The organism is Belnapia mucosa (genome assembly GCF_016775475.1).
Classification (GTDB): domain Bacteria; phylum Pseudomonadota; class Alphaproteobacteria; order Acetobacterales; family Acetobacteraceae; genus Belnapia; species Belnapia mucosa.
The window spans coordinates 256,892-282,154 of sequence record NZ_JAEUXJ010000005.1; the positions used below are offsets into that span (position 1 = coordinate 256,892).

22 protein-coding genes are annotated in these 25,263 nt (G+C 71.4%); 10 read left to right on the forward strand and 12 right to left on the reverse strand.

The window, feature by feature from the left end; all coding sequences use genetic code 11:
- Window position 1: 1 nt before the first annotated feature.
- From JMJ55_RS14700 to JMJ55_RS14710, 3 genes are read left to right on the forward strand one after another with little or no spacing between them, the layout of a single operon-like run.
- Window positions 2-901, forward strand: a complete 900-nt coding sequence (locus JMJ55_RS14700; protein ID WP_236033714.1) for a YicC/YloC family endoribonuclease — start codon at window positions 2-4, stop codon at window positions 899-901.
- Window positions 898-1,518 (forward strand): guanylate kinase, encoded by a 621-nt coding sequence (gmk, locus tag JMJ55_RS14705; protein WP_202826311.1) that lies wholly within the window; start codon window positions 898-900, stop codon window positions 1,516-1,518. Before JMJ55_RS14700 ends, gmk begins: the two co-directional genes overlap by 4 nt.
- A 1-nt stretch (window position 1,519) precedes the next feature.
- Window positions 1,520-2,443 (forward strand): AEC family transporter, encoded by a 924-nt coding sequence (locus JMJ55_RS14710; RefSeq protein WP_202826312.1) that lies wholly within the window; start codon window positions 1,520-1,522, stop codon window positions 2,441-2,443.
- Window positions 2,444-2,453: 10 nt separating this feature from the next.
- Here the strand turns inward: JMJ55_RS14710 and JMJ55_RS14715 are convergent, their stop codons facing one another.
- The 9 genes from JMJ55_RS14715 to JMJ55_RS14755 all read right to left on the reverse strand — a co-directional run bounded on the left by JMJ55_RS14715 (window position 2,454) and on the right by JMJ55_RS14755 (window position 10,721).
- On the reverse strand, window positions 2,454-3,665 hold the full coding sequence (locus JMJ55_RS14715) for an alpha/beta hydrolase family protein (protein WP_202826313.1): 1,212 nt from the start codon (window positions 3,663-3,665) through the stop codon (window positions 2,454-2,456).
- Between the two features lie 64 nt (window positions 3,666-3,729).
- Window positions 3,730-4,554, reverse strand: a complete 825-nt coding sequence (gene rsmA, locus JMJ55_RS14720; RefSeq protein WP_202826448.1) for a 16S rRNA (adenine(1518)-N(6)/adenine(1519)-N(6))-dimethyltransferase RsmA — start codon at window positions 4,552-4,554, stop codon at window positions 3,730-3,732.
- Entirely contained in the window at window positions 4,551-5,846 is a 1,296-nt protein-coding gene (locus tag JMJ55_RS14725) for a peptidylprolyl isomerase (protein WP_202826314.1), read from the reverse strand. Before JMJ55_RS14725 ends, rsmA begins: the two co-directional genes overlap by 4 nt.
- Before the next feature lie 32 nt (window positions 5,847-5,878).
- Window positions 5,879-6,454 (reverse strand): biliverdin-producing heme oxygenase, encoded by a 576-nt coding sequence (locus JMJ55_RS14730; protein ID WP_202826315.1) that lies wholly within the window; start codon window positions 6,452-6,454, stop codon window positions 5,879-5,881.
- 10 nt (window positions 6,455-6,464) lie between these two features.
- Window positions 6,465-7,280, reverse strand: coding sequence for a phosphate/phosphite/phosphonate ABC transporter substrate-binding protein (locus tag JMJ55_RS14735; protein ID WP_202826316.1), 816 nt, complete (start codon window positions 7,278-7,280; stop codon window positions 6,465-6,467).
- A 31-nt stretch (window positions 7,281-7,311) separates the two neighbouring features.
- Window positions 7,312-8,268: a Bug family tripartite tricarboxylate transporter substrate binding protein gene (locus JMJ55_RS14740; RefSeq protein ID WP_202826317.1), complete on the reverse strand. Its 957-nt coding sequence runs from the start codon at window positions 8,266-8,268 to the stop codon at window positions 7,312-7,314.
- Window positions 8,268-8,765, reverse strand: a complete 498-nt coding sequence (locus tag JMJ55_RS14745; RefSeq protein WP_202826318.1) for a DUF934 domain-containing protein — start codon at window positions 8,763-8,765, stop codon at window positions 8,268-8,270. The genes JMJ55_RS14740 and JMJ55_RS14745 overlap by 1 nt, the downstream gene beginning before the upstream one ends.
- Entirely contained in the window at window positions 8,752-10,419 is a 1,668-nt protein-coding gene (locus tag JMJ55_RS14750; protein ID WP_202826319.1) for a nitrite/sulfite reductase, read from the reverse strand. The genes JMJ55_RS14745 and JMJ55_RS14750 overlap by 14 nt, the downstream gene beginning before the upstream one ends.
- A gap of 2 nt (window positions 10,420-10,421) precedes the next feature.
- Window positions 10,422-10,721, reverse strand: coding sequence for a DUF2849 domain-containing protein (locus tag JMJ55_RS14755; protein ID WP_202826320.1), 300 nt, complete (start codon window positions 10,719-10,721; stop codon window positions 10,422-10,424).
- A gap of 164 nt (window positions 10,722-10,885) precedes the next feature.
- On the opposite strand from JMJ55_RS14755, the gene JMJ55_RS14760 reads away from it, so the two are divergent.
- The 3 genes from JMJ55_RS14760 to JMJ55_RS14770 all read left to right on the forward strand — a co-directional run bounded on the left by JMJ55_RS14760 (window position 10,886) and on the right by JMJ55_RS14770 (window position 15,298).
- On the forward strand, window positions 10,886-12,010 hold the full coding sequence (locus JMJ55_RS14760) for a YbfB/YjiJ family MFS transporter (RefSeq protein ID WP_202826321.1): 1,125 nt from the start codon (window positions 10,886-10,888) through the stop codon (window positions 12,008-12,010).
- Between the two features lie 35 nt (window positions 12,011-12,045).
- On the forward strand, window positions 12,046-14,031 hold the full coding sequence (locus JMJ55_RS14765; protein WP_202826322.1) for a DUF4139 domain-containing protein: 1,986 nt from the start codon (window positions 12,046-12,048) through the stop codon (window positions 14,029-14,031).
- A gap of 319 nt (window positions 14,032-14,350) precedes the next feature.
- On the forward strand, window positions 14,351-15,298 hold the full coding sequence (locus JMJ55_RS14770) for a crotonase/enoyl-CoA hydratase family protein (RefSeq protein WP_328702654.1): 948 nt from the start codon (window positions 14,351-14,353) through the stop codon (window positions 15,296-15,298).
- Window positions 15,299-15,304: 6 nt separating this feature from the next.
- Here JMJ55_RS14770 and JMJ55_RS14775 read toward each other — a convergent pair whose 3' ends face one another.
- From JMJ55_RS14775 to JMJ55_RS14785, 3 genes are read right to left on the reverse strand one after another with little or no spacing between them, the layout of a single operon-like run.
- Window positions 15,305-17,755 (reverse strand): hybrid sensor histidine kinase/response regulator, encoded by a 2,451-nt coding sequence (locus JMJ55_RS14775; protein ID WP_202826323.1) that lies wholly within the window; start codon window positions 17,753-17,755, stop codon window positions 15,305-15,307.
- Window positions 17,752-18,546, reverse strand: a complete 795-nt coding sequence (locus tag JMJ55_RS14780; RefSeq protein WP_202826324.1) for a response regulator — start codon at window positions 18,544-18,546, stop codon at window positions 17,752-17,754. The genes JMJ55_RS14775 and JMJ55_RS14780 overlap by 4 nt, the downstream gene beginning before the upstream one ends.
- Window positions 18,534-19,928, reverse strand: coding sequence for an HWE histidine kinase domain-containing protein (locus JMJ55_RS14785; protein WP_202826325.1), 1,395 nt, complete (start codon window positions 19,926-19,928; stop codon window positions 18,534-18,536). The genes JMJ55_RS14780 and JMJ55_RS14785 overlap by 13 nt, the downstream gene beginning before the upstream one ends.
- A gap of 495 nt (window positions 19,929-20,423) precedes the next feature.
- Here JMJ55_RS14785 and JMJ55_RS14790 point away from each other — a divergent pair, with 495 nt between their 5' ends.
- The 4 genes from JMJ55_RS14790 (at window position 20,424) to JMJ55_RS14805 (ending at window position 25,247) form a co-directional block, all read left to right on the forward strand.
- Window positions 20,424-21,236: a glucose 1-dehydrogenase gene (locus tag JMJ55_RS14790; protein ID WP_202826326.1), complete on the forward strand. Its 813-nt coding sequence runs from the start codon at window positions 20,424-20,426 to the stop codon at window positions 21,234-21,236.
- A 68-nt stretch (window positions 21,237-21,304) separates the two neighbouring features.
- A complete protein-coding gene (locus tag JMJ55_RS14795; RefSeq protein WP_328702655.1) occupies window positions 21,305-22,300 on the forward strand; it encodes a Bug family tripartite tricarboxylate transporter substrate binding protein in 996 nt (331 codons plus the stop codon).
- A gap of 89 nt (window positions 22,301-22,389) precedes the next feature.
- The gene (locus tag JMJ55_RS14800; RefSeq protein ID WP_202826327.1) at window positions 22,390-23,421 is read left to right on the forward strand and encodes an SDR family oxidoreductase; all 1,032 of its coding nucleotides are present in this window, start codon (window positions 22,390-22,392) and stop codon (window positions 23,419-23,421) included.
- A 2-nt stretch (window positions 23,422-23,423) separates the two neighbouring features.
- Window positions 23,424-25,247, forward strand: a complete 1,824-nt coding sequence (locus JMJ55_RS14805) for a glycoside hydrolase family 15 protein (protein WP_202826328.1) — start codon at window positions 23,424-23,426, stop codon at window positions 25,245-25,247.
- Window positions 25,248-25,263 lie beyond the last annotated feature (16 nt).

The window sequence follows — 25,263 nt, forward strand, 5'->3', positions numbered from 1 at the left end:
GATGGGCACCCTTATGAGCATGACCGGCTTCGCGCGCGAGAGCGGCGCGCTGGCCGATGGAACCGCCTATGCCTGGGAGATCCGCAGCGTGAACGGGCGGGGGCTCGACCTTCGCCTCAGGCTGCCGAACGGGCTGGACGCGCTGGAGCCGGCATTGCGGGAGGCGGCGGCGCGGCGCCTGAAGCGTGGCAACCTCTCCGCCACCCTGACCCTGAAGCGGGAGGAGCGGCCACGCCAGGTCGTCGATGCCGCCGCGCTCGACCAGGTGCTGCGCCTGGCCCAGGACCTCGCGGCGCGGATCGAGGGCGCCGCCCCGCCGCGGGCCGAGACGCTGCTGGCCCTGCCCGGCATATTGCGGACCGAGCAGCCCGAGCCCGACGAGGCGCAGGAGGAAGCCCGCCGCGCCGCCCTGGCCGAGGCCTTCGGCCGCGCCCTCGATGGGCTGGCGGATTCCCGCCGGGCCGAAGGCGGGAAACTCGGAGAAATCCTCACGGGCCTGCTCGATGAGATCGCCGCCCTCCACGCCACCGCCACCGCCGAGGCCGCCGACCAGCCCGAGGCGCAGCGCCGCCGCATGCTGGAGCAGCTCGCGGCCCTGCTCGGCGAGGCCGGGACGGCGCGGGTGCCGGAGGAGCGGCTGGCCCAGGAAGTGGCGTTGCTCGCCCAGAAATCCGATGTGCGCGAGGAGCTGGACCGGCTCTCGGCGCATATCGGGGCGGCGAGGGCCCTGCTGCGCACGGGCGACGGGGTCGGCCGCAAGCTCGACTTCCTCACCCAGGAATTCGTCCGGGAGGCGAACACCCTCTGCTCCAAATCCGCCTCGGTCGCGCTGACCCGGACGGGCCTCGACCTGAAGGCGGCGATCGAGCGGCTCAAGGAACAGGCGGCGAATGTCGAATGACCCGTAAAGGCTGCTGCCTCGTCCTTGCCGCCGCGCCCGGGGGCGGCAAAACCAGCATCTCCCGCGCCCTGCTGGAGCTGGAGCCGGAGCTGACGCTTTCGGTCAGCGCCACCACGCGCGCGCCGCGGCCGGGGGAGCAGGAGGGGGTCCACTACTACTTCCGCAGCGCGGAGCAATTCGCCACCGGCGTCGGGGCCGGGGAATTCCTGGAACATGCCAGCTTCCTCGGCCGGTCCTATGGCACGCCGCGCGCGCCGGTGGAGGCGGCACTGGCGGTGGGCCGGGACGTGCTGTTCGACATCGAATGGCAGGGCCATCGGCAGCTGAAGGCCTCGATGCCGGAGGATGTGGTCGGCATCTTCCTCCTCCCCCCGAGCCTCGCCGAGCTGGAGCGCCGCCTGCGCGGCCGCGGCCAGGACCCGGAGGAGGAGATCGCCCGCCGCATGGCCGCCTCGCGCGAGGAAATGCGGCACTGGGACGAGTTCGACCATGTGCTGGTGAATGACGACTTCGCCGCGACGGTGGCGGCTGCGCGCGCCATCCTGCATGCCGCGCGCACGCGCCGCAGCCGCCTGCCCTGGCTGCCGGGTTTCGTCGCCGGGCTGCTCGGCGGGTAGGATGGGGGCGGTCCTCGAGGTCGTCGGGCCGGTCTTCCTCATCATCGGCCTCGGCTGGGCGATGGCGCGGCGGCGCTTCCTGGACGAGTCCGGCTTCGGTGCGCTGAACCGCTTCGTCTTCACCTTCTGCGCACCCTCGCTGCTTTTCCTCGGCGGGACGAACGGGGCGAGCGGCGGTGGGCGGGCGGCGCTCGCCTTCTTCCTCGGCACGGCGGTGCTCTATGCGGCGGCGCTGGTGCTGGCGCGGCGGAGGATGCCGCTCGGGCCGGCCGGGATGCTCGCGCTCGATGCCACCTTCGGCAATACGGTGATGATGGGCATCCCGCTCATCCTCGCGGCCTTCGGCCAGGGCGCGCTGGCGATGCTGCTGGCGATCCTGGCGCTGCATTCCATGCTGCTGCTGGGCACCGCGACGGTCGTCGCCGAGATCGGGCTGCATGCGCGGGCGCCCTGGCGGCGGGTGCTGCGGGCGACGGTGCTGGGCGTCGGGCGGAACCCGATCGTCATGGCGGTGCTGGCGGCGATGATCTGGCGGCTGGTCGGCCTCCCGCCGCCGCCCGGCGTGGTGCGGCAGACGCTCTCGCTGCTCGGCGGCGCGGCGCCGCCGGTGGCGCTGTTCTGCCTCGGCGGCAGCCTCGCCCGCTTCGACATCGCCACCGCCTGGCGGGAGACGGTGGTGGCGGTGGTGCTGAAGCTGCTCGCCATGCCGGCCCTGGTCTGGCTGGTGGCGCTGGCGATGGACCTCTCGCGGCTGGAGACCGCCGTCGCGGTGGTGACGGCGGCGCTGCCGACCGGGGCCAATGCCTTCCTGCTGGCGGAGCGCTACCAGATCGGCGCGGCGCGCTCGGGGGCGACGGTGCTGGCGAGCACGCTGATCTCCGTCGCCACCCTGGCGGCGCTGCTGGCCTGGTTCGGGATCGGGTAGAACCCGCGCCTCAGGGCGCGTCGAACCACGTTTTCCACTCGACCACCGCGCGGGCGAAGGTGCCGCGATGGGAGGTGGCGCCGGTCGAGACCGCCTCGACTCGCGGATTGCCGGCGCCGATGGCCCGCTGATAGGTCATCGCCAGCTGGCCGAGCCCGGTGGTGATCGCCTCGTCGCTCTCGCCATAGTAGTTGCGCACCGGCGTGCGGATGAGCCAGCGATAGGCCTCGGTCTGCGCCACCAGCCGGCCATAGGCCGAGGCCGCGAAGAATTGCGGATCGAAATACTCGGCGCGGAGCAGCTTGCGCAGATCGGTCGGCACCTCGGCCGCATTGAAGGGCTGCCGCTCATAGGCCCGGCGCGCGAGGTCGTAATACTCGTCATTGATGAGCGAGCGCGCGAGGCCCGGCACGCCGTAGTAATTCTCGAAGGCGAAGGCCGAGAGGATGAAGAGCGAGTTCACCCAGGCCGCATCGTTCGGCCGGGGGAAGCTGAGGAAGCCGTTCAGCGCGACGAAGACATCGACCGGTGCGCTCGCCGTGGCGGCGGCCTGCACCGCGACGCCGGCGCTTTCCAGCTTCTGGAGGAAGGCCATGGTCACGAAGCCGCCCTGCGACCAGCCGGCCAGGAAAAGCTTCGTGCTGGTCAGCTTCAGATGCGCGAGCACGGCGCGGCTGGCCATCAGCATGTCATAGGTGACCTGCTGGTGGCTGGCCTTGACCATATAGCCTTCCGGCTCCTCGGAGAGGCCGAGGCCGAAATAATCGGCGCCGATCAGGATGGAGCCCTGCCCGGCGAATTGCGCGATCATCAGCTGGGTCTCGGGCGATTGCGCGGCGAAGGAGGGCACCTCCTGCCGGCCATAGACCGTCCCATGCTGGTAGGAGACCATCGGGAAGCCCGTCTCGGCGGTGTCCGGGACGGCGAGCAGGCCGGTGGCGGTGGTCGGCCGGTTGCCGCGCTCCGGGATGACCGAGGCATAGGTGACGCGATAAAGGCGCACCGCATTGCGGGCCGCGCTGTAGGTCACCGGGATGCCGGCAAATTCGGGCGTCGAGACCGTCAGGATCCGGTTCAGCCGGTCGGTGTCCCAGCGCTCGAGGAACTCGTATTGCACGCCCGAGGCGACCTGGATTCGCCCACCCTCCTGCGCAAGGGCCGGCGCAACGGCGATGAGCAGCAGGGCGGCCATCGCCACGCTGCGCCTGAGGATCGGCATCATGAATCGTCCCGGTCAGATCGAGCGTGAAACTAGGCGAATTCACGCTGTCGGGATACGGCCCAGGTCAACCTCGCGACAGCAGCGCCCGCGCCAGCCGGTCGAATTCGGCGATGCTCAGCGTCTCCGCCCGCCGGTCCCCGGCGATGCCGCCGGCGGCCAGCAGTCCTTCGGCATCGCCGAGCGATTTCAGCGCCCCGCGCAGCATCTTGCGGCGCTGGCCGAAGGCGGCGGCGGTCAGGCGTTCCATGGCGCGGAACAGCGCCTCGCCCGGATCCTCGGGATGCGGCGTGAAGCCGACCACGGCGGACCAGATCTTGGGCGGGGGGCTGAAGGCGCCGGGCGGCAGGCGCAGCAGCATCTCGCAGCGGCAGCGCCACTGGGCCAGCACGCCGAGCCGGCCATAGGCCTCGGTATCCGGGGCGGCACAGATGCGCTCGGCGACTTCCTGCTGGAACATCAGCGCCATGCCGGCGAGATCGGCGGCGCGGCGCAGCCAGCCGACCAGCAGCGGCGTCGCCACGTTATAGGGCAGGTTGGCGATGACGACGCGCGGCGCCGGCAGCAGTCTGCCGACATCGACCGTCAGCGCATCGGCCTCGATCACCCGCAGCCGGCCAGGAAAGGCCGCTTCCAGCTCGGCCAGCGCCGCGACCGCGCGGCGGTCGAGCTCGACGGCCGTGACCGTCTCGGCCGGGCCGGCGAGCAGGGCGCGGGTCAGCCCGCCGGGGCCGGGGCCCACTTCCAGCACATGCCGGCCCGTCAGGTCCCCGGCCAGCCCGGCGATGCGGCGGCACAGCCCCTCATCCAGCAGGAAATGCTGGCCGAGCGACTTCCGCGCATCCAGCCCGTGGCGGGCGATGGTCTCCCGGAGGGAGGGAAGCGCCGTCAGCTCCGCATCTCGATCACGGCGCGCCGGCGCAGGTCGCGCTGGAGCTGGCGGGAGAGCAGCTCCACCCGGTCGCGCAGGAGCTGCTGCTGCGCCTGTTCCGGCGTCAGCTCGGCCAGGTTCTTCTGCTCCCTCGTGCAGACCATCATCACCAGCACGCCGTCCTGGGTGATGATCGGCTGGGAGGCCTTGCCGGGGGAAAGGCTGGCGAGCATGGCGCGGAGCGGCGGCGGCGTCACCGTCTCCAGCCGGATCGTGCCGGGATCGGCGGATTGGTTGTTGCCGCCGCTGCGGGCCGCGGCCTCCATCGCCTCGCAGCTTCGGGCGCTGGTCGCCAGGCGCTGGGCCTTGTCCACTTGGTCGCGTTGCTGCTGCGTCGGGTTGTTCGGGTCGAGCGCGCTGGAGAAGGGGAAATAGGCCTGGCGAACGCTGAGCAGGGTGGCGATGTCGCGGCCGCTCTCACGCTTCTGGCGCAGCGCGACGATCTGGAAGCCGCCCGGAACCTTGATGGCGTTGCTGATGGCGCCGGGCGGCATTCGATCCAGGATCTCGGCGACGGCCGGGTCCACCTCTTCCTTCCGCACCCAGCCGAGATCGCCGCCCTGGAGGGCGGTCTGGGCCTGGCTGAACTGGGTCGCTGCCACCGGGAAGGGCGTGCCGGCGCGGAGCTGACGGATCACCTCATCGACGAAGCGGCGGGTATCAGCCTCGTTCCGCGGGTCGTCCAGCGGGACGAAGATCTCGGAGACCAGGAATTCCGTCTGGCCGACCCGCTGCTGGGCATTGCGGATCGTCTCCTTCACTTCCGCATCCGAAGGCAGGGCGCTGGGGCCGAGCTGCTGGCGCAGCAGCCGCGACCAGCCGATCTGGGTGCGGATCTGGTCATAGAGGACGCGCGGCTGGATGCCGATCTGGTTGAGCTGGGCCCGCAGCGCGCCGGCGGGGAGGTTGTTCCGCTGCTCCAGCTCCCGCACCGCATCGGCCACTTCGGCATCGGTGACCGGCAGGCGGCGGCGCTGCACCTCCTGCAGGCGCAGGCGCTCATCGATCAGCAGGCGCGTCACCTGCGGGGTCAGGCGGTCCAGCACCTCCGGCGCCACCGCGATGCCGGCATTGAGGGCGAAGAGCCGGGCGCGGCCGACGATATCGGCGCGGCTGACCACCTCCCCGTTCACCACGGCGACGATGCGGTTGGCCTGTGCCGCGGCCTGGGATTGCGGCGGTAGCTGCGCCTGCGCCGGCACGACCAGCAGGGTGGCGAGGAGCAGGGCGAGCGGGAGGGCGGGGCGCGGCATGGCGGTTCTGTAGCCGGGCCGTGGCCGCGACGCTAGCACTCTGGCGTGCCGAACCAAGCCTCGAAGGCGGCGAAGGTGCCTTTGGCCCCGGCCACCATGCCGCCGAGGCCGCCCGGCTCCGCCCCACCGGCCTCGATCGCGGCGCAGCAGGCCGCCCACATCGCCCCATGCGCTGCCCCATGGCCGAGCAGGAAGGCCCGGCCGGCGCTGCCGCCGGCGGGCAGCAGATGATCGAGGCTGCGGGCCAGCTGCCGGCCGCCAAGGGTCGAGCCCTCCGTCACATAGAGAGCGCCGAGCGCCCGGGCGGCGGTGCCGAGATCCGGGACCGGAGCCGCCGGCGCCTCGGCCGCGGCGCCGAAATGGGCCAGATCCTGCCGCAGCAGGCCGGAGCGGCGCCGCTGCGCCAGATCGATGCCATAGGCGCCGAGCGGGGGCGCCGCCTCCAGCGCCGCCTCGATCGCGGCATGGAAGCCGAGCAGGCGGCGCAGCAGCCGGATATAGGCCGGGGCGTCGATCCGTCCCTCGGCCAGGGCGCGGAAGGGGGCGAGGCCGTGCAGCCGCTCATGCGCGGCGGCGGTCGCCTCCCGGAGGGCGTGGCGAGTAGACATCGGGCGGGTCTCAGGCCAGCGCCGGATAGCCGAGCGCGGCCGCCTCCCGCCCGTAGTCGAGCTGGATGGCATAGCGGGCGGGATCGGGCGGCAGGATATCGGCGATCATCAGCCCGGCCCGCGCCTCGGACCATTCGGGGGCGCGGCCGACCGCGGCCAGGGCCTCCCGCAGCAGCGCGACCTCCGCCTCGGGCGTCGCAGCGGCGGTGACGAAGGGGATGGCCGGGCTGGGCGGGGTATAGGCCAGCGGGCGGGTGAGGTCGCCGAGCCCCGGGCGGTGGCGGCGGAAGAAGGCATTGGTGACGCAATCGACGCAGGTCGCCTCCGCCTCGCCCCGCGCCACCCGTTCGAGATTGGCCGGCTGGCTATGCGTCTCCTCGACCGAACCGAGGAAGGGGCGGCCGCCGGCGAGATCGGCCAGGGCCCGGCGCGGCAGGTTCATGCCGGAATTCGAATGGACGCTGTTGAAGACGAAGCGGCTGCCGCGCAGGTCGCCGAGGCTCTGGAAACGGGAGTCGCGGTGGACGACGAAGACGCCGGCATGGTCCGCCCCCTCGCAGCCCTCTGCCGCATAGACAGGGACCGCGAGATGGCGGGCCTGGCCGGCATAGATGGTCTGCAGGGGGTAGCCGCAGACCTGGGTGACAAGGGTGTCGGGCTCGATGCGCTCCGGCACCGGGGCGCGGGTGAAGTCCGGCGCCTCCGGCAGATCATCGAGGCCACGCCGGGCGAGCTCGGTCCGCAGCGCCACCCAGAAGGCGGCGTTTACCGGCCGCATCTCCGGCAGGTTGTACATCGGCAGGCTGACACGGCGCGGGGCAGTCATGCCGGCAGGATGCGCCAGGCCCGGCCGGGGCTCAATCCGGCTGGATCCGGGCGCGGCGGATGGTCTCGGCCCAGCGATCGGCATCGGCATGGATCAGCCGGCCGAGCGCCTCCGGCGACTCGTTCACCGGCTCCAGGCCGAGGGCAGCGAGGCGCTCGGCGACCTCGGGCTTTGCCAGGACCTGGCCGATGGCGGCGTTGAGCCGGGCGATGGTGCCGGGATCGGTGCCGCGGGGGGCGACGATGCCGTGCCAGCCCACTGCCTCGGCGCCGGTCATGCCGGCCTCGGCCAGGGTCGGGACCTCGGGCAGGCCCTTGGTGCGCTCGGCCGAGGAGACGAAAATGCCGCGCATCCGGCCGGCGCGGACATGGTCGGTGACGGCGCCGATATTGATCATCACCCCCTGCAGGCTGCCGCCCAGCAGGTCGTTCACCGCCAGCGCGCCGCCGCGATAGGGCACATGGGTCCAGCGCACCTCGGCTGCCACCTGGATCTGCTCACCCAGCAGGTGGGCGAGGCTGCCATTGCCCGGCGTGCCGACCGCGACCGGGCCGCGGCGGGTGGCGGCGAGGAAATCCTCGAGGCTCTGGGCGCTGCTATCGGCGCGGACGACCAGGATCTGCGGCACCCGGACGGCGCGCGCCACCGGGGCGAAGCCATCGACCGGATCGAATCCGAGATGCGGGAAGAGCGTGCGGTTGATCGAGAGGCTGTCGGAGCCGGCGAGCAGCGTATAGCCGTCCGGCTTTGCGCGGGATGCCGCCTCATAACCGATATTGCTGCCGGCGCCGGGCAGGTTCTCGACCACCACCGTCTGGCCGAGCACGTCGGTCAGGTGGCGGGCCAGCAGCCGGGCGACGATGTCCTGGCTGCCACCGGCGGCGACCGGCACGATGATGCGGATGCTGCGCTCGGCCGGCCAGGTCTGGGCGAAGGCAGGGCGGGCGAGGCTGGCGGCGGCGAGGGCGAGAAGGCTGCGGCGGTGCATCAGGCGAGTTCCAGCTTGCGGCGGAGCAGGGAGAGCGGGCGGTCCGCGCTCTGTGCCGCCTGGTAGGCGATGCGGATGGTGTCGCGGGACCGGGTCCAGGTGGCGGGATCGGTGCTCTCCGGCACCTCCACCGTGGTCACGCCGCAGCGGAGCAGCATCGCATACTGGTCGGGCAGGACATGGCCGGTGGCGCGGATCTCGCCGGTGAAGCCGTGATGCTCGCGCAGTGCCCTGATCTGGGTGAAGGCGCGGCCATCCTTCGATTTCGGCAGGCAGACCGCCACCAGGGCCAGCCGGTCGAGGAAGGGGGCAACCTCCTCCGGCTGCGTCTCGGGCGACAGGGCGACGCCGAGCGGCGCGTTGCGGCCGGCGAGAGCGTCAGCCTCGGCACGCAGGCGCGCGAGGCTGACGATCGCCGGGCCCTCGGGCAGCGGCGCCTCGTCCTCGATGCTGGTCCAGTCATCGGGCCGAAGGCGGCCATCCTCAAGCAGGGGCATAGAGGGCTTCCTTGAAGGGCGCGGCGCCGAGGCGGCGATAGGTGTCGATGAAGCGCTCGCCCGCGGTCCGGTGCGCGACATAGGTGGCGATGAGGGTTTCGACCGCATCCACGATCGTGTCGTAGGAGAAGGCGGGGCCGATCAGCTCGCCGATGGAAGCGTCGTTGGTCGCCGAGCCGCCGAGGGTGATCTGGTAGACCTCCTCGCCGCGCTTATCGACGCCGAGGATGCCGATATGCGCCACATGGTGATGGCCGCAGGCATTGATGCAGCCGGAGATGTTGATGAAGCACTCGCCGATGGCGTGCTGCCGGTCGAGATCGGCGAAGCGCTCGCTGATCTGCTGGGCGATGGGGATGCTGCGGGCCGTCGCCAGCGCGCAGTAATCCATGCCCGGGCAGGCGATGATGTCGCTGATCAGGCCGATATTCGGCGTGGCGAGACCAGCGGCGCGGAGGCCCTGCCACAGCGTGAACAGGTCTTCCTGCCGAACATGCGGCAGGACCAGGTTCTGCACATGGGTGACGCGGATCTCGCCGAAGGAATGCCGCTCGGCGAGGTCGGCGACGGCTTCCATCTGGTCGGCGCTGGCATCGCCCGGGATGCCGCCAATCGGCTTCAGCGAGATGGTGACGGAGGCATAGCCTGGCTGCTTATGGGCGCGGATGCTGGCCGCGGCCCAGGCACGGAATTCCCGGTCCTCCGGCAACGGCTGATCCTGCAGCGCGGCGAAGGGCGGCGGGGCGAAATGCGCCCCGATGGCGGCGACGATCTCGGGGTCGAGCCGGTACTTGTCGCGCGGCATGCGCTCATATTCGCGCTCGACCATCTGCGTGAACTCGGCGCCGAGGTCGCGGACCAGGATCTTGATGCGCGCCTTGTAGATGTTGTCGCGCTGGCCGAGCGCGTTATAGACGCGCAGCACCGCTTCCATATAGGCGAGGAACTCGGCCTCCGGCACCCAATCGCGCAGCTTGCGGGCGATGATCGGCGTGCGGCCGAGGCCGCCGCCGGCATAGACCTCGAAGCCGACCTCGCCGCGCGCATTGCGCTTGGCCAGCACGCCGACATCATGGACCTGCGCCGCGACGCGATCATGCGGGCTGCCGGTGATGGCGATCTTGAACTTGCGCGGCAGCCAAGTGAATTCCGGATGCAGCGTGGACCATTGCCGCAGGATCTCGGCATAGACGCGCGGGTCCACCACCTCATCCGGCGAAGCGCCGGCATACTCGTCGGTGGTGGTGTTGCGGATGCAATTGCCACTGGTCTGGATGGCATGCATGTCCACCTCGGCCAGCGCTTCCAGCATCGCCGGCACATCCTCCAGCCGGGTCCAGTTGAACTGGATGTTCTGGCGGGTGGTGAAATGGCCGAAGCCGCGGTCCCAGCGGCGCGCGATCCTGCCGAGCTGGCGGAGCTGGGCGCTGTTCAGCAGCCCATAGGGAATGGCGATCCGCAGCATATAGGCATGGAGCTGGAGATAGAGGCCGTTCATCAGCCGCAGCGGTTTGAACTCGTCCTCGGTCAGCTCGCCCTTGAGGCGCCGTTCCACCTGGCCGCGGAATTCCGCGATCCGCTCCTGGAGGAACTCGCGATCGATCTCGTCATAGCGATAGGTGCGGGCATGGGGCGGATAGGTCAGGGCATTCATGCTCAGGCAGCCTCCGCCGCGACGCTCGGGCCGGAGACGCGCAGCCTTTCGCGGAACTTCAAGGGGGTGGGGCCGGGGCCGACCTCCACCGCATAGACGCCGACCACCTGCTGCTGCCGCTCGGCCTGCTGCGCCTCGGCGAGGCCGGTCTCGGCCGCCTCCGGCGCGAAGGGGGTGACCGCGGCGATGCGGTCCTGCCAGATGCCCTCGGCGCCGAACCAGACCACGCGGCCATCGCGCAGCCGGTTGGCGGTGAAGACCACGGGGGCGGTGGCGGGCCTCGCTTTCGCCTTGGTGCTCATAAAACGGTCCTGCCGGCGTTGATTATGGGTGATTTAACGACCGATACCCCGATCAACAAGGGGACAACCCCGATACCGGCGATGCTATTTTTGCATTAAACGATCGTGTTTCGTATTTCCTTGGCGGGGCTGGCGGGCGGCGGCGCAACGGCTAGGCTGCCCCGGTGCAGCCTTTCCTTCGTCCTGCCCTCGCCGGCGCCGCCGCCACCGCCTCCGGCAACGGCTTGGCGCGCTTCGCCTATGTGCCGCTCTTCCCGGCCATGGTCACCGCCGGCTGGGTGGATGGCGGGCAGGCCGGCACGCTCGGGGCGGCAGCGCTGCTCGGCTACCTGATCGGCACCCTGGCCGGGCGCCCGGTGGCGCGGCGGCTGGGGGTGCCGGGGCTGCTCGATGCCGGGATGGGTCTGGTCGTGCTCTCGCTCGCGGCCTGCGCCTGGAATGGCGGCTTCGGCTGGCTGCTGGCCTGGCGCGGCATGGCGGGGATCGCCGGCGGGCTGCTGATGGCGCTGGCCGGGCCGGCGACCCAGGCAGCCGTCGCGCCGACCCGGCGCGGGGCGGCGGGCGGCGTGGTCATCGCCGGCGTCGGGATCGGCATCGCCACCGGCGCGGTCGCGGTGCCGGCGCTGCTGCCAGGCGGGCTGTCGGCGACCTGGCTCGGCCTCGCCCTGCTGGTCGCGCTGCTCTGGGCCTTCGCCCATCCGCGCTGGCCGCGCATGGCCCCGGTCGGGCTGACGGGCGACCCGCCACCGCGATCCCTGCTGCTGCTGGCGACCTATGGGCTGCATGGGGCGGGAATGGTGCCGCCCATGGTTTATCTGGCGGATCTGGCAGCGCGCGGCCGGGGGCTCGGCATCGGCATCGGGGCGCTGATCTGGCTGGTGTTCGGCCTCTCGGGCGTGCTGGGCGGCGTGTTCTCGGGCCGGGTCGTGGACAGGATCGGCGGACGGCCGGCGCTGCGGCTCTGGCTCGGCGTGCAGGCGCTGGCGCTGGCCCTCGCCCTCCCGCCCTGGCCGGTGCTGGTCCTGCCGGCCGCAGCGGCGGCGGGCTTCGCCGCGGTGGGGGTGACCGCCGTGACCCTGACCGTCAGCCGGGAGCTGGCCGGGGCGGCGGCGACCGGCCTCTGGGTCCGCTGCACCGCGGGCTTCGCGGTGATGCAGACCCTAGTCGGCTTCGCCCTGGCCGCGGTCTTCGCCGCGACCGGGGAGAGCCATCTGGCGGTCTTCGCCGCCGGGCTCGGCTTCTCCCTCGCCGCGCTCGCCGGGGCCGTGGCGCTGGCCCGGATGCGGTAGGATCGCCCTGCCACCGAGGGAGAAACCAACCCGCCATGCGCCGCGCCCTGCTGCTTGCCGCCTGCCTTGCCCTGCCCGCCCCCTCCCCCGGTGCCGAGGAGCTGCCGGTGCGGGCCGTCACCCTCTCGAATGCCGGGCTGGCCGAAATCCTGCGCGGTGGGCGGCTGGAGCCGGAGGCGGGGATCAGCTTTCGTGTTCCATTCGAGGATGTGGACGACGTGCTCCGCACCCTGGTCCTCCGGGACCCCTCCGGCACGGTGGAAGGGCTGCGCCTGCCCGCCCAGGACCTGGAGACGGAAGCCTTTCGCGGCCTGCCCCTGCGCCCGGCGGATTTCGAGAACCGCGTCAGCCTGCTGCGCGCGCTGCGCGGCCAGCCCGTCGAGGCCGGCGGCAGCAGCGGCCGGCTGACCGATGCCGAGGAGGCAGAGGCCGGGCTGCGCATCACCCTGCTGACGCCGGGGGGGCTGCGCCTGCTGGTCCTGCGCGAGGGCGAGGAGGTGCGGCTCGCCGACCCCGCGCTCGCCGCCCGCCTGGCCCGCGCGGCGGAGGCGCTGGCCGCCGCCCGCAGCGCCGAGGAACGGCTGCTGGAGATCAGCCTGCGGGCGCCGGCGGCGCGGGAGGTGAGCCTTGCGACCGTCACCGGCGCGCCGCTCTGGAAACCCTCTTGGCGGCTGCTGCTGCCGGAGGCGGCGGGCGAGGCACGGCTGCAGGGCTGGGCGGTGGTGGAGAACCGCTCGGGGACGGATTGGAACGGGGTGCGGCTCTCGCTCGTCTCGGGCAATCCGGCGGCCTATCGCCAGGCGCTCTACACGCCGATCCGGGTGGAGCGGCCGGAGCTGCCGGTCCGGGCGGCGGAACAGGTGCGGGTCACGGCGGATACCGGCCCCCGCCCGGCGCCGCCCCCGCCCCTGCCGGCCCCGGCCGCCGCCGCGGCGCCGATGCTGCGATCCTTTCGGGCGGATGCGGAGGCGGCGCCGGCCCCGGTTGCGGCGCTGCCGGCCGCCAGGGTGGCGAGCACGGCCGGGCGGGTCGCCTTCACCCTGCCCTCCCCGGTCTCGGTCCGGCAGGGGGAGACGGCGAACCTGCCCTTCCTCGATGCCGCGCTGCCGGCGGAGCGGGTCTGGTGGGTGCAGGACCTCCAGGCGCGGAACCCGCTGAACGCGGTGCGGCTGCGCAATGCCAGCGGCCATACCCTGCCGGATGGGCTGGCGGCGGTCTTCGATGCCGGTGGCGCCTATCTCGGCGATGCCGAGCTGCGGGCGGTCTCGCCCGAGGAGCAGCGGCTGCTCGCCTTCGCCCGCGACCGGGATGTGCTGCTCTCCTCCTCCTCCAGCCGACGGGACCGGCCGGTGCGGGCCGAGCTGCGGCGCGGTGCCATCCTGGTCCTGACGGCGATCCAGCGGGAGGAGACGGCGCTGGCGGTCGATCCGCGCGGCGGCCGCGGCCGGCTGGTGGTGGACCTGCCGCGGCGGCCCGGCGCGACGCCGCAATTCTCCGTCGCGGCCGAGGGCGATTTCGGCCTGCGGCATGAGGCGATGCTGGAGGGTGCGCCGGTGACGCTGCGCTTCGCCTGGGAGCGCGAGCTGCGGCAGGAGGTGCCGATCCTCGATTCCGGCCTCGGCGACCCGATGCTGCTGCGCTGGCGGGACCTGGATGTGGAGGCGAATCTGCGCCGCCTGCCGGGCGGGTCGGACGGGCTGGAGCGGCTGCGGGCGCTGCTGGAGGCCTTGCCGGCGGACGCGCCCGGCCGGGGCGCGGTGGAGGCGCTGGCCGCCGGGCTCGGCGAGGCGCGGCGGCGGCTGGATGCGGCAAGCGCCGCCATCCGCCAGGCCGCGACGGCGGAGGCGGCGCTCGGCCGGGCCCGGGCGGCGGCCGAGGACCGCACCGGTGCCGAGCGCGAGGAGGCACGGCGCCGGCTGAACGCGGCGAGCCTCGCCGCCGAGAGGACTGGGACGGCGGCGGATGCGGCCTGGGAGGCCTGGCAGCGGCAGGTGGCGGAGTTGCTGGGGCGCACGGGCTGAGGGCGCACGCGGCAGCCGGCCCGGCGATCCGGCTGGCCGGCTTGCCCGCACTGTCATCCTCGGCGCCACCGAACACGCCGATCCTCCCTCGAGACCGGCAGGATCGGGACACCGCGGCGAAAGGCCTGCATCGCGCACAGGTAGTGATCGGCTCCTCTCAGGAGCCAAAAACGGACCTTTATAAGGATTGTCGGTAGTGTTCTGGCAGGCAATTAGAAACCTGAGATAGAATTTCGTTGTATAACGTATACGTGATCGCCTAGGCTGCAGTCCTGCGGCGGGTCGGTGGCCCGCCGCCCAGCTACTGCAGGAGCGACCTGTGACCTTCGTCCGAGCGCCGCTTGTTTCCGATCTCGAAACCCAAAGCCTGTCCCGCCCCTCCCCGGCGCGGATCGGTGGCCTGGATGCGGCCGAGGCGCAGATCGCCGCCACCACCTACGAGACGCTCGATGTGAAGCTGGATGCGGCGCGGCGCCTGTTCTGGTGCCATCTGCGACCGCTCGAGCGCCCCTGCTTCAGCCCGGAGCTGCTGCGCGATGTCGCCGCAATGCAGCGATCCATCCCGCAGATGTTCCATCGCGACCTGCCGGCTGAGGAATCGCTGCGCTACTTCGTCTGCGCCTCGGCCATTCCCGGGATCTTCAACCTGGGCGGGGATCTCGGCCTGTTCGGCTCGCTGATCAAGCAGGGCGATCTGGCCGGGCTGACCCGCTATGGCTATGCAGCTGTCGAGGCGATCCACCGCAACCATGTGGCTTTCGACCTGCCGGTCGTGACCATCGCCCTGGTGCAGGGCGATGCGCTGGGCGGCGGTTTCGAATGCGCCCTGGCGCATGACCTCATCATCGCCGAACGCAGCGCGAAATTCGGCCTGCCGGAGGTGCTGTTCAACCTCTTCCCCGGCATGGGCGCCTACAGCTTCCTCTCCCGTCGGCTGGGCCGCCAGGCGGCGGAGAAATTCATCTTCAGCGGCCGCATCCACACCGCGCAGGAACTGCACGAGATCGGCCTGGTCGATGTGCTCGCGGAGGATGGCGAGGGCGAGGCGGCGCTGCTGGACTATGTCGATCGCAACGCCCGCTGGCACAATTCGCGCCAGGCGACCTACCGCGCCCGCCGGCGGGTCGATCCGGTGGAGCTGCGCGAGTTGCGCGATGTCGTCGAGGTCTGGGCCGAGGCGGCGATCCGCCTGACCGATCAGGACCTCCGCCGGATGAGCCGGCTGACCGGCGCGCAGGACCGGCGCATGTCCGCCACCGCCGCCTGACCCAATCTACATCCGCTCGCTGGCCCGCCTGACCCGGGCCAGCTCGACCGCCAACAGGGCCAGCTGGCGTGGCCCGCCGCTGGCGAGGTCGCCCGGGCTGGTCGCCTCGGCCGTGCCGGACAATTCGAAGATGCCGAGCGCGCCGATATTCGCGGCGCTGCTGCGGAGCGCATGCGCAGCGGTGCGGAATTGCTGCACATCGCCGCGCTGGACGGCCAGCCTCAGCCGCTCCATCTCCCGCTCCGCGTCTTCCAGGAAATCCCGGGTCAGCCCTGTGGCGAAGTCGCGGCCGCCGAGGGCTTCGAGCGCCGTCACGACCTTGGGGTCCAGGGCCTCCGTCGGGCCTGTGGTGGACACCGGTGGAGGTAGTGCAGCAGGCGGCGGCGGCACGGACTGCTTTCCATAGGCCGCGACGGCTTCGAGCAGCTGGGCCGGCTCGATCGGCTTGACCAGGCAGGCATCCATGCCCGCCTCCCGGCTGTTGCGAGCCGCCTCCGGCCCCGCATCCGCGGTGACGCCGATGATCGGGACATGGGGCCGGCCGAGCGCGGTGAAGCGATAGAGCTTGGTGGCGGCGATGCCATCCAGTCCCGGCATGTTCACATCCATCAGCACCAGGTCGAATTTGGCCGTCTCCAGCGCATCCAGCGCCGCCTCGCCATCCTCGACCAGCGTGACGCTATGCCCGGCCCGTTCGAGGATCTTCTGCATCACCGCGCGGTTCACCCGGTTGTCGTCGGCGACGAGGATGCGGCGCAGCGTGACGGCCTCCGCCGGCTGGGCCATAGCCTCTCCGGCCTCCTGCACCTGGGCCCCTGCATAGGACAGGGCACGGATCAGCGCCGGCGCGGGCGGGTCCGCCGGCAGGAGCATCAGCGCCTGCCGCCGCAGGCCGAGCCCCGGCAGCCCGTCCGGCATGCCGTCGCCGAGGGCGATCAGCGGCAGCTCGGCTAATGCTTCGGCGGATGGCGGGCTGGCGGCCAGCGCCATCAAGCGGCGAGCGGGGATGCAGGCCAGGAGATGCAGCGGCGGGGCCGTGACACCATCCGCCGGGTCCCAAAGCCCCGCCATTCCGGCCTCCGTCACCGCATGGATTGCAGCCTGGGCCCCGGCCGCCTGCAGCCTGCCGGCCAGTCTGCCGGCCGCACCCCCGGCCCGGGACACCACCAGCACGCCGAGCCCGCCCAGTGCCTCGGCCACCTCCGACTCCGGCTCGACCGGCATCTCGGCGGTGAACCAGAACAGGCTCCCCTCGCCCGGGCTGCTCTCCACGCCGATCTCGCCGTCCAGCAGCTCCACCAGCCCCTTGCAGATCGCCAGCCCGAGGCCGGTGCCGCCGAAGCGGTTGACGATGGTCTCGTCCGCCTGGGTGAAGCGCTGGAAGATGCGGGCCCGGGCCTCGGCGCTGATGCCGATGCCGGTATCGCTGACCTCGCAGCGCAGCCGCAGGCAGCCGGGCCGCACGACCTCCGCATCGACGGCGATGGTGACCGCGCCGCGTTCGGTGAATTTCACCGCATTGCCGGCGAGGTTCAGCAGGATGTCGCGGAGATGGGACCGGTCCGAGGTGATGCGCACCGGCGTGCGCGCGGTGACATGCAGGGCCAGGCGCAGCCCCTTCTGCCGGGCCTGGGCCAGCAGCAGGGCGCGCACCTCCTGCAGCAGCGCCGGCAGGGCGAAGCTTTCCGGCCGCGTGGTGGCCCGGCCGGCCTCGATGCGGGAGAAGTCGAGGATGCCGTTGATCAGCGACAGCAGGGACTTCGCCGCGGTGTCGATGGTCCGCGCCATCTCCTGCTGCTCATGGTCGAGTCGCGTGTCGCGCAGCAGCCCGCCCATGCCGATGATGGCGTTCAGCGGCGTGCGCAGCTCATGGCTCACGCTGGTCAGGAACTGGCTCTTCGCCTCATTCGCCTGCTCGGCCAGCCGCCTGGCCTGGGACAGCTTGCGGATCAGCACCATGGCATAGAGGGCGAGCACGCCCGGCGCGACCAGCAGGCCCACCGACAGATGCAGGTTGCCGCGCCAGAATGGCGTGGTCAGCACGACCCAGCCGAAGCCGAGGAAGAAGACTGCCATGGCGGCGAGCAGCCAAGGGATGCCGAAGCGCACCCCATTGCCGAGCACGACCCAGAGATAGACCGCGAAGAAGGGCGCCGCGATCTCGCCGCCGATATGCAGGAACCAGGTGAGGAAGCCCATATCGAGCAGCAGGGCGAAGCTGCGCCGCGGCGTGTTGGGGCCGGGGCGCCAGCGGATATGCAGGAAGACGCCGAGGCTGATGAGGGTCCACCAGCCGAGATTGGGCAGCGCCTCTCCGGCGATCGGCGCCCCAGCGGTGCAGAAATAGAGAAGGAACACGAGGGCGAAGACGAGGCGGTTGAAGCTCATCTCCTGCTCGGTGCCGACCTGCCCGCGCAGCCTGGCGAGATCGGAAGGGGCCGATTGCCCGCCGCTCATGACGGGCTGCCGGCCTCCTCCGGCAGTTCGATGGACGCCGTGACGACGGCGACGATTTTTCCTGCCTGGTCGCGCAGCGGATGCCTCGTGGTCAGCAGCCGGCGCCGGATGCCGTCAGCGTCCGTCCGCTTTTCCTCGCTGGGCGGCGGCGCCTCGCCTGTCTCGAAGAGCTGCCGGTCCCCATTCCAGGCGGCGGTGCCGCGTTCGGCGCCGAGCAGCATCGGCGCGGTCTGGCCCAGAAGCTCGGGAACCTGCCGGCCCAGGGCCGAGGCGAAGGCGGCATTGGCAAAGAGGTAGCGGCCGGTCGGATCGGTGACGCTGATCCGGGCGGGCAGTGCATCGAGGATGCTGCCGGCGGAGACCGGGCCGGCTTCCTGTGCCGGCTCGGCCGGGGCGTCGGAGGCAGCGCCCAGGCTCCGGCCCAGCGCCAGCAGGTTCCGGGCCCTGGTCACGAATTCGAAGTGGTCGATCGGGCTTTGCAGGAAATCCGTCGCCCCGGCATCGAGCGCCTGCAGGCGGTAGCTGCGATTGTCATGCGCGGTGACGACGAGGACGGGCGTCTGCGCCATCCGCGGCAGGCTGCGCAGGCGCCGGGTGAAGGTGGCGCCATCCATGCCCGGCATCTTGAAATCGGTGATGACCAGGTCGGCGCGATTGTACTGGAGCCATTCCAGCGCATCGAGCGGATCAGCGAAGACCTCCGCGACGACCCCGTCCTCGACCATGGTCGCCAGCCGCGAATAGATGCTCCGGTTGGTCGGGCTGTCGTCCAGGATGACTATGGTTGCCATTCGGCCTCCGTGGTCGGAGATGCGGCATCCGAAGCCGCCATCGCCCCCCGGGCCAGCGTCCGCCGCAGCGGCAGGGTGATGGTGCAGACAAGTCCTGCGGTCCTGAAGGCGAAGGCGACCGTGCCGCCGAGCTGATCCTGGATGGTCGCCCGGATCATGCGGGTGCCGAACCCCTCGGTGCTGGGCGGTTCCGCGATTTCCGGCCCGCCGGTCTCGGTCCAGTGCAGCGTCAGCTGGTCCGCCTCGGGGTCGACTGACCAGGCAATCCTCAACGCACCGCCAGGCCGGGACAGGCTGCCATAGCGGGCAGCATTGGTGGCCAGCTCGTGCAGGGTCATCGACAGGGGCTGGGCGGCCACCGCGGCGACGGTCAGGGCAGGCCCGTCATAGATCACCGCCTGCGCGCCCGCGCTGCCGAGGAAGGGCGCGAGCTCGCCTTTCATGATCGCCGTGAGATCGGCGCCGGTCCACCGCGCCTTGGACAGCAGCGTCTGCGCGCGGGCCAGGGCGGACACCCGCCCGGCGATGGCGCGCCCGAAGGCTTCGGGCGTATCCGCCTTGGTCAGCCGAAGGACTGCCTGCACCACCGCCAGTGCGTTCTTGGCGCGGTGATCCACCTCCCGCATCAGCAGTTCCTGGCGGGCCTCCGCCTCCTTGCGGACGGTGATGTCCATGTGGATGCCGAGGATGAGGCCGAGCCTTCCCGCCGGCGAGGGCATCCGCCGGCCGCGGCCGATCAGCCAGAGGGTCTCCCAGGCATTCTCGCGGGCGGGGCGCAGCAGGCGGAATTCGACCTCGTATTCGCCGGTGGTCAGGGCCCGCCGGGCCGCCTCGCGCACCTTGATCCGATCCTCGGCATGGACGCAGGCGAGGAAGGCGTCCATCGGGCGGGCGGCATCCGCCCCCGTCTCGGCCGGCCTTCCATATTGTTCGGGCGACCAGCGGAAGGAATCCGCCTCCGGGTCCCATTCCCAGGTGCCGACCCCGGCCACCTCCTGCGCGATGAGGAGGCGCGCTTCCTGATCGCGCAGCGCATCCTCGGCCGATTTCAGCGCGGATGCGTCGGCATGCATTTCGACGACGCTGCGAGGCTCTCCGCTGGAGGGGTCGCACCGCAGGATCCAATGCGCGGCGACGACCAGGGAGTCGCCCGCCCGGCAGCGATGCCGAAGCTCGCCCCGCCACTCGCCGGTCCGCATCAGTGTGTCCTGGGCGGTCCGCAGCCCTCCCAGCGGGAAGCGGGTGGCCAGAAGCTCCTGCGCCTGCCGCCCCAGCGCCTGTTCGGCGCTGTAGCCGAACAGGGCGGCGCATCCCGTTGACCAATGCAGGATGGTGCCGTCCAGGGCGCGGATCAGGACGGCCCCCAGATCGAAGCAGGCCAACAGCTCCGTCGTCCGGTCCGGAGCTTTCCCGGAGGCGGCAGCCTTCCCAGCCGGCGGCGGAGCCGCCTGCCTGCGTCTGCGCTTAGAGGTTGCGATACTGGCCGCAGTCGCCACACCGACAGTTGTGGCCAACCAAAACGCCAGATGGAGCACGACAAGTGCCTTATGGGACGCGGACCGTTGTATCTTCGTATAGATGTCAGCCGCCGGCATCTAGAATCAACCAGACATTACTTCATTCCAATGCGGATCGTCCACTATGGGCCACACATAACCAAAGGTTGAAATATTCGCCCTGTTTCGACTTCTTTACCGCAACCACCGTTCAGCATGCGGCATCCCCGATGGAGATAACCGGCGCGGCGCGCCCGGCACTCCCTGCCTGCATGGCTGAAGCTCGCCGGCCGACATGCAGCCGGGGGGCGGGGCCGCGCGATACAGACCGCGAGCAGGAATACGGAGGGTGCGATGGCAGCTCCTGAGACAGGCCGGGGCATGGCGACGGCCGACAAGCCCCTGGCCGGGCAGATCGCCATCGTGACCGGCGGCAGTTCCGGCATCGGCGCGGGCGTCGTGCTGGCCATGGCCGCGGCCGGGGCGGCGGTGGTGGTGAATTACCGCTCGGGCGTCGAGGGCGCGGAGGCCATGGTCGGCAAGGTCCACGCGGCCGGCGGACGGGCCGTGGCCATCGGGGCGGATGTCTCGGACGAGGCGCAGGTCGAGCAGCTGTTCCGCGAGGCCGAGGCCGCCTTCGGCCCGCCCGATATCCTGGTCGCCAATGCCGGCCTGCAACGCGACGCCGCCTTCGCCGAGATGACGCTGGAGCAGTGGCGCACCGTGCTCGACGCCAATCTCACGGGCCAATTCCTATGCGCCCGCGCGGCGGTGCGGGCTTTCCGCCGCCGCGGCCCGCGCGCAAAGGTCTCGCGGGCGCTCGGCAAAATCATCTGCATGAGCTCGGTGCACGACGTGATCCCCTGGGCGGGGCATGTGAACTACGCATCCTCCAAGGGCGGGGTGTCGCTGCTGATGCGCAGCCTGGCGCAGGAGGTCGCGCCGGAGCGGATCCGGGTGAACGCCATCGCCCCCGGTGCCATCCGCACCCCGATCAACCGCGAGGCCTGGGAGACGCCGGAGGCGGAGGCGCAGCTGCTGCGCCTGATCCCCTACGGCCGGGTGGGCGAGCCGGAGGATATCGCGGAGGCCGCGGTCTGGCTCGCCTCGGACGCATCCGATTATGTGGTCGGCACCACGCTCTATGTCGATGGCGGCATGACGCTCTACCCGGCCTTCCGCGAGGGCGGCTGAGGAAGTTTTGGTTGCACGAGCGGGCGGTTCCGATTCTCTCCGCCCGAATCCTGGGAGGAACCGCATCCGTGACCGCATTCCGCACGCCCTCGCGCCGCCTGCTCCTTTCGGGCGCGGCCGCCCTGGCGCTTCCCGCGCTGTCGCGCGGCGCCCTCGCTCAGGGCGCCTGGCCCGACCGTCCGATCCGGGTGGTGGTTCCCTTCGGCGCGGGCACCAGCACGGATATCATGACCCGCCTGGTCACGCCGCGGATGTCGCAGGAGCTGGGGCAGCCGATGGTGGTGGAGAACCGCGTCGGCGCCGGCGGCATCGTCGGCTCCGAGGCGGTCGCGAAATCGCCGCCCGATGGCTATACCCTCTGCATGGGCAGCATCGCCTCGCATTCGGTGAATGTCTCGCTGATGCCGCGGCTGCCCTATGACGTGCTGCGCGACTTCACCCCGGTTTCCCTGGTGACCAATGCGCCGAACCTGCTGGTGGTCGGCCCCCATGTGCCAGCGACCACGCTGCAGGAATTCCTCGCCTGGGTCCGGGCGCAGCGGGGCGGTGCCTCCTATGCTTCGGCCGGCAATGGTACTTCCTCGCATCTCGCGGGGGAGTTGCTGAAGCTCAAGACCGGCGCGCCGCTCGAGCATGTGCCCTATCGCAGCGGGGCCCAGGTGTTGACGGACATCATCCCCGGCCAGGTCGCCATGACCGTCTATCAGGTGACGGCGGTGCTGCCCTTCGTGCGCGACGGCAAGCTGCGGGCGCTGGCCACCACCTCCGCCCGCCGCCTGTCCTGGACGCCCGATGTGCCGACGGTCGAGGAGCAGGGGGTTCGCCCCTTCGATGTCGCGGCCTGGCATGGGCTGTTCGCGCCCGCGCGCCTGCCGGCGCCGGTCCTCGAGCGCATCTTCCAGGCCCTGACCGTGGCGCTGAACGATGCGGAGCTGCGGCCGAAGCTGGCCGAGCAGGGGCTGGAGCCGGTCGGCATGGCCCCCGCCGAGTTCCGCCCCTGGCTGGAGGGCGACATTGCCAAATGGCGCGAGGTCGTCCGCGCCGGCAATATCAAGCCGGACTGAGCGCCGGCGCCGGAACGGCCCCCGGGATTTGCCGGCAACTCGCGCCTCGCCCCGCATGTTCACTGCCTGCCATTGGCAGGAGGCGCGGCATGGCGCGGGCAAGGATGACAGAGCAGGCAGTGGTGGTGACCGGCGCCTCGGCCGGCGTGGGCCGCGCGACCGCCCTCGCCTTCGCCCGTCGCGGCGCCCGCCTGGCGCTGATCGCGCGCGGGACGGAGGGGCTGGAGGTCGCGCGGCGCGAGGCCGAGGCCGCCGGCGCGGCACAGGCGATCGTCCTGCCCGCCGATACCGCGGATGCAGAGGCCGTCCTCGCTGCAGGTGACCGCGCCGCCGCGGCGCTGGGCGGCATCGATATCTGGGTGAATTGCGCCATGGCCACGGTCTTCGGGCCGGTGGTGGAGACCTCGCCGGAGGAATACCGGCGCGTCACCGAGGTGACCTATCTCGGCTATGTCCATGGCACGCTCGCCGCGCTGCGGCATATGCGGCCGCGCGATGCGGGCACCATCGTGCAGGTCGGCTCCGCCCTCGCCTATCGCGCGATCCCGCTGCAATCCGCCTATTGCGCCGCCAAATTCGCGATCCGCGGCTTCACCGATTCCCTCCGTTGCGAGCTGCACCACGACCGCAGCCGCATCCGGCTGACCATGGTGCAGCTGCCGGCCGTGAACACGCCGCAATTCGACTGGGCCCGCAGCCATATGGACCGCCGCGCCCAGCCCGTGCCGCCAATCCATCAGCCCGAGCCGGTGGCCGAGCGCATCGTGCAGGCAGCCTTGCAGGCGCCGCGCGAGCTTTGGGTCGGCGGGCCCTCGGTGCATGCGATCCTCGGCGAGATGGCAGCCCCCGGCTTGCTGGACCGCCTGCTCGGGCGCAAGGGCTATAGTGGGCAGCTCTCCGCCGAGGCCGAGCGTCCGGGCCGTGACGACAACCTCCTCACGCCCCTGCCCGGCGACCACGGCACGCATGGCCGGTTCGATGCCGAGGCCCGCACCCGCGTCGGCGCCTATGATCCCGCCTGGCTGCGCGGCGCGGCTGGCGCGGCGCTCGCATTGCTGCTGCCCCTGGCCTGGCGCGGCCTCTCGATGCGCGAGCAGCCCTTGCGCCGGCGGCTGCGCTGACCATGGCATTGCGCATCGAGGACTACGCGCTGATCGGCGATACGCATTCGGCTGCGCTGGTCGGGCGGAACGGCTCCATCGACTGGCTCTGCTGGCCACGTTTCGACAGCGGCGCCTGCTTCGCTGCGCTGCTCGGCACGCCGGAGCACGGGTGCTGGCGGATCGCGCCCGCGGATCCCGCGGCCAGCGTGACCCGGCGCTACCGCGACGGCACGCTGATCCTCGAGACCACCTTCCGCACCGGCGATGGCGAGGTGGTGCTGACCGACTGCATGCCGCCGCGCGATGGAGGCCCGGTTCTGCTGCGTCAGATCAGCGGCCGGCGTGGGCGCGTCGCCATGGAGCTCGACCTGGCGCTGCGCTTCGATTACGGCCGCAACGTGCCCTGGGTGACCCGCCTGCCGGAGGCCAATGGCATCCGCGCCATCTCGGGGCCGGACATGGTGGTGCTGCACTCCCCCGTGCCGCTGAAGGGAGAGGATCTCCGCACCCGGGCGCGGTTCGAGGTGGCGGAGGGCCAGACCCTCGTCTTCGAGCTCATCTACAGCCCGTCGCATCTGCCGCTGCCAGCGGCCACCGCGGCGCCGGAGACACTCCTCGCCCATACCGAGGCATCCTGGCGGGGCTGGTCCGACCGCGTGCAGGCGGCGGGACCATGGACCGAGGCGGTGCGGCGCTCGGTGATCACCCTGAAGGGGCTCACCTACCGGCCGACCGGCGGCATCGTCGCCGCGCCGACCGCCGCCCTGCCTGAAGAGATCGGTGGCGTGCGCAATTGGGATTACCGCTATTGCTGGCTGCGCGATGCGACGCTGACGCTGCTCGCACTCCTCCAGGCCGGCTATACCGAGGATGCGGTGGCCTGGCGCGACTGGCTGCTGCGCGCCACCAAGGGCAGCCCGTCCCAGATCCAGATCATGTATGGCATCGGCGGCGAACGCCGCCTGATGGAATGGGAGGCCAACTGGCTGCCCGGCTATGAGGGCTCGCACCCTGTCCGCATCGGCAATGCGGCGCATGACCAGCTTCAGCTCGATGTCTTCGGGGAGCTGATGGATGCGCTGCACCAGGGGCATCTCCGGGGGCTGCCGAACTCGGACGATGCATGGCAGCTGCAGAAGGCGTTGCTCGAGCATCTGGCCACGGTCTGGCAAGAACCCGATGAGGGCATGTGGGAGGTGCGCGACGGCCGCCGCTGCTTCACCTATTCCAAGGTGATGGCCTGGGCGGCGCTGGACCGGGCGGTGCATGGCATAGAATCCTTTGGCCTGTCGGGGCCGCTGGACCGCTGGCGCGCCCTGCGCGCCGAGATCCATGCCGATGTCTGCCGGCATGGCTATGATGCCAGCATCGGCAGCTTCGTCGGAAGCTATGGCTCGCGCGAGCTGGATGCGAGCCTGCTGCTGCTGCCCGCGGTCGGCTTCCTCCCGGCCGAGGATCCGCGCATCCTCGGCACCATCACCGCGGTCGAGCGCGACCTGTTGCAGGATGGGCTGGTGCGCCGCTACCGGCCGGAAAAGGCGCAGGATGGCCTGCCGGGCAGTGAGGGCGTGTTCCTGGCCTGCAGCTTCTGGCTGGCGGATGCCTATGCGCTGACCGGCCGGAAGGACAAGGCCCGCGCCCTGTTTGAGCGGTTGCTCGACCTGCGCAACGATGTCGGCCTTCTCTCCGAGGAATACGATCCTCGGGCGCGCCGCATGCTGGGCAATTTCCCGCAGGCCTTCTCGCATGTCGGGCTGGTCAACACCGCCTATGCCCTGGCCCGCTCCGGTGGCCAGTCGAAACCGGTGCGGTCCGGGACAGGCGATGGGTCGGAGCCGCGCTGAGGCCGCATCGCCCTGC

Coding starts and splice junctions, on each gene's coding strand:
- JMJ55_RS14800 (WP_202826327.1), top strand. CDS start 22,390: ATGGCGCGGGCAAGGATGACAGAGCAGGCAGTGGTGGTGACCGGCGCC.
- JMJ55_RS14805 (WP_202826328.1), top strand. CDS start 23,424: ATGGCATTGCGCATCGAGGACTACGCGCTGATCGGCGATACGCATTCG.
- JMJ55_RS14725 (WP_202826314.1), bottom strand. CDS start 5,846: ATGCCGCGCCCCGCCCTCCCGCTCGCCCTGCTCCTCGCCACCCTGCTG.
- JMJ55_RS14745 (WP_202826318.1), bottom strand. CDS start 8,765: ATGCCCCTGCTTGAGGATGGCCGCCTTCGGCCCGATGACTGGACCAGC.
- JMJ55_RS14765 (WP_202826322.1), top strand. CDS start 12,046: ATGCGCCGCGCCCTGCTGCTTGCCGCCTGCCTTGCCCTGCCCGCCCCC.
- JMJ55_RS14780 (WP_202826324.1), bottom strand. CDS start 18,546: ATGGCAACCATAGTCATCCTGGACGACAGCCCGACCAACCGGAGCATC.
- JMJ55_RS14710 (WP_202826312.1), top strand. CDS start 1,520: ATGGGGGCGGTCCTCGAGGTCGTCGGGCCGGTCTTCCTCATCATCGGC.
- JMJ55_RS14700 (WP_236033714.1), top strand. CDS start 2: ATGGGCACCCTTATGAGCATGACCGGCTTCGCGCGCGAGAGCGGCGCG.
- JMJ55_RS14775 (WP_202826323.1), bottom strand. CDS start 17,755: ATGAGCGGCGGGCAATCGGCCCCTTCCGATCTCGCCAGGCTGCGCGGG.
- JMJ55_RS14740 (WP_202826317.1), bottom strand. CDS start 8,268: ATGCACCGCCGCAGCCTTCTCGCCCTCGCCGCCGCCAGCCTCGCCCGC.
- JMJ55_RS14755 (WP_202826320.1), bottom strand. CDS start 10,721: ATGAGCACCAAGGCGAAAGCGAGGCCCGCCACCGCCCCCGTGGTCTTC.
- JMJ55_RS14735 (WP_202826316.1), bottom strand. CDS start 7,280: ATGACTGCCCCGCGCCGTGTCAGCCTGCCGATGTACAACCTGCCGGAG.
- JMJ55_RS14790 (WP_202826326.1), top strand. CDS start 20,424: ATGGCGACGGCCGACAAGCCCCTGGCCGGGCAGATCGCCATCGTGACC.
- JMJ55_RS14730 (WP_202826315.1), bottom strand. CDS start 6,454: ATGTCTACTCGCCACGCCCTCCGGGAGGCGACCGCCGCCGCGCATGAG.
- JMJ55_RS14750 (WP_202826319.1), bottom strand. CDS start 10,419: ATGAATGCCCTGACCTATCCGCCCCATGCCCGCACCTATCGCTATGAC.
- gmk (WP_202826311.1), top strand. CDS start 898: ATGACCCGTAAAGGCTGCTGCCTCGTCCTTGCCGCCGCGCCCGGGGGC.
- JMJ55_RS14715 (WP_202826313.1), bottom strand. CDS start 3,665: ATGATGCCGATCCTCAGGCGCAGCGTGGCGATGGCCGCCCTGCTGCTC.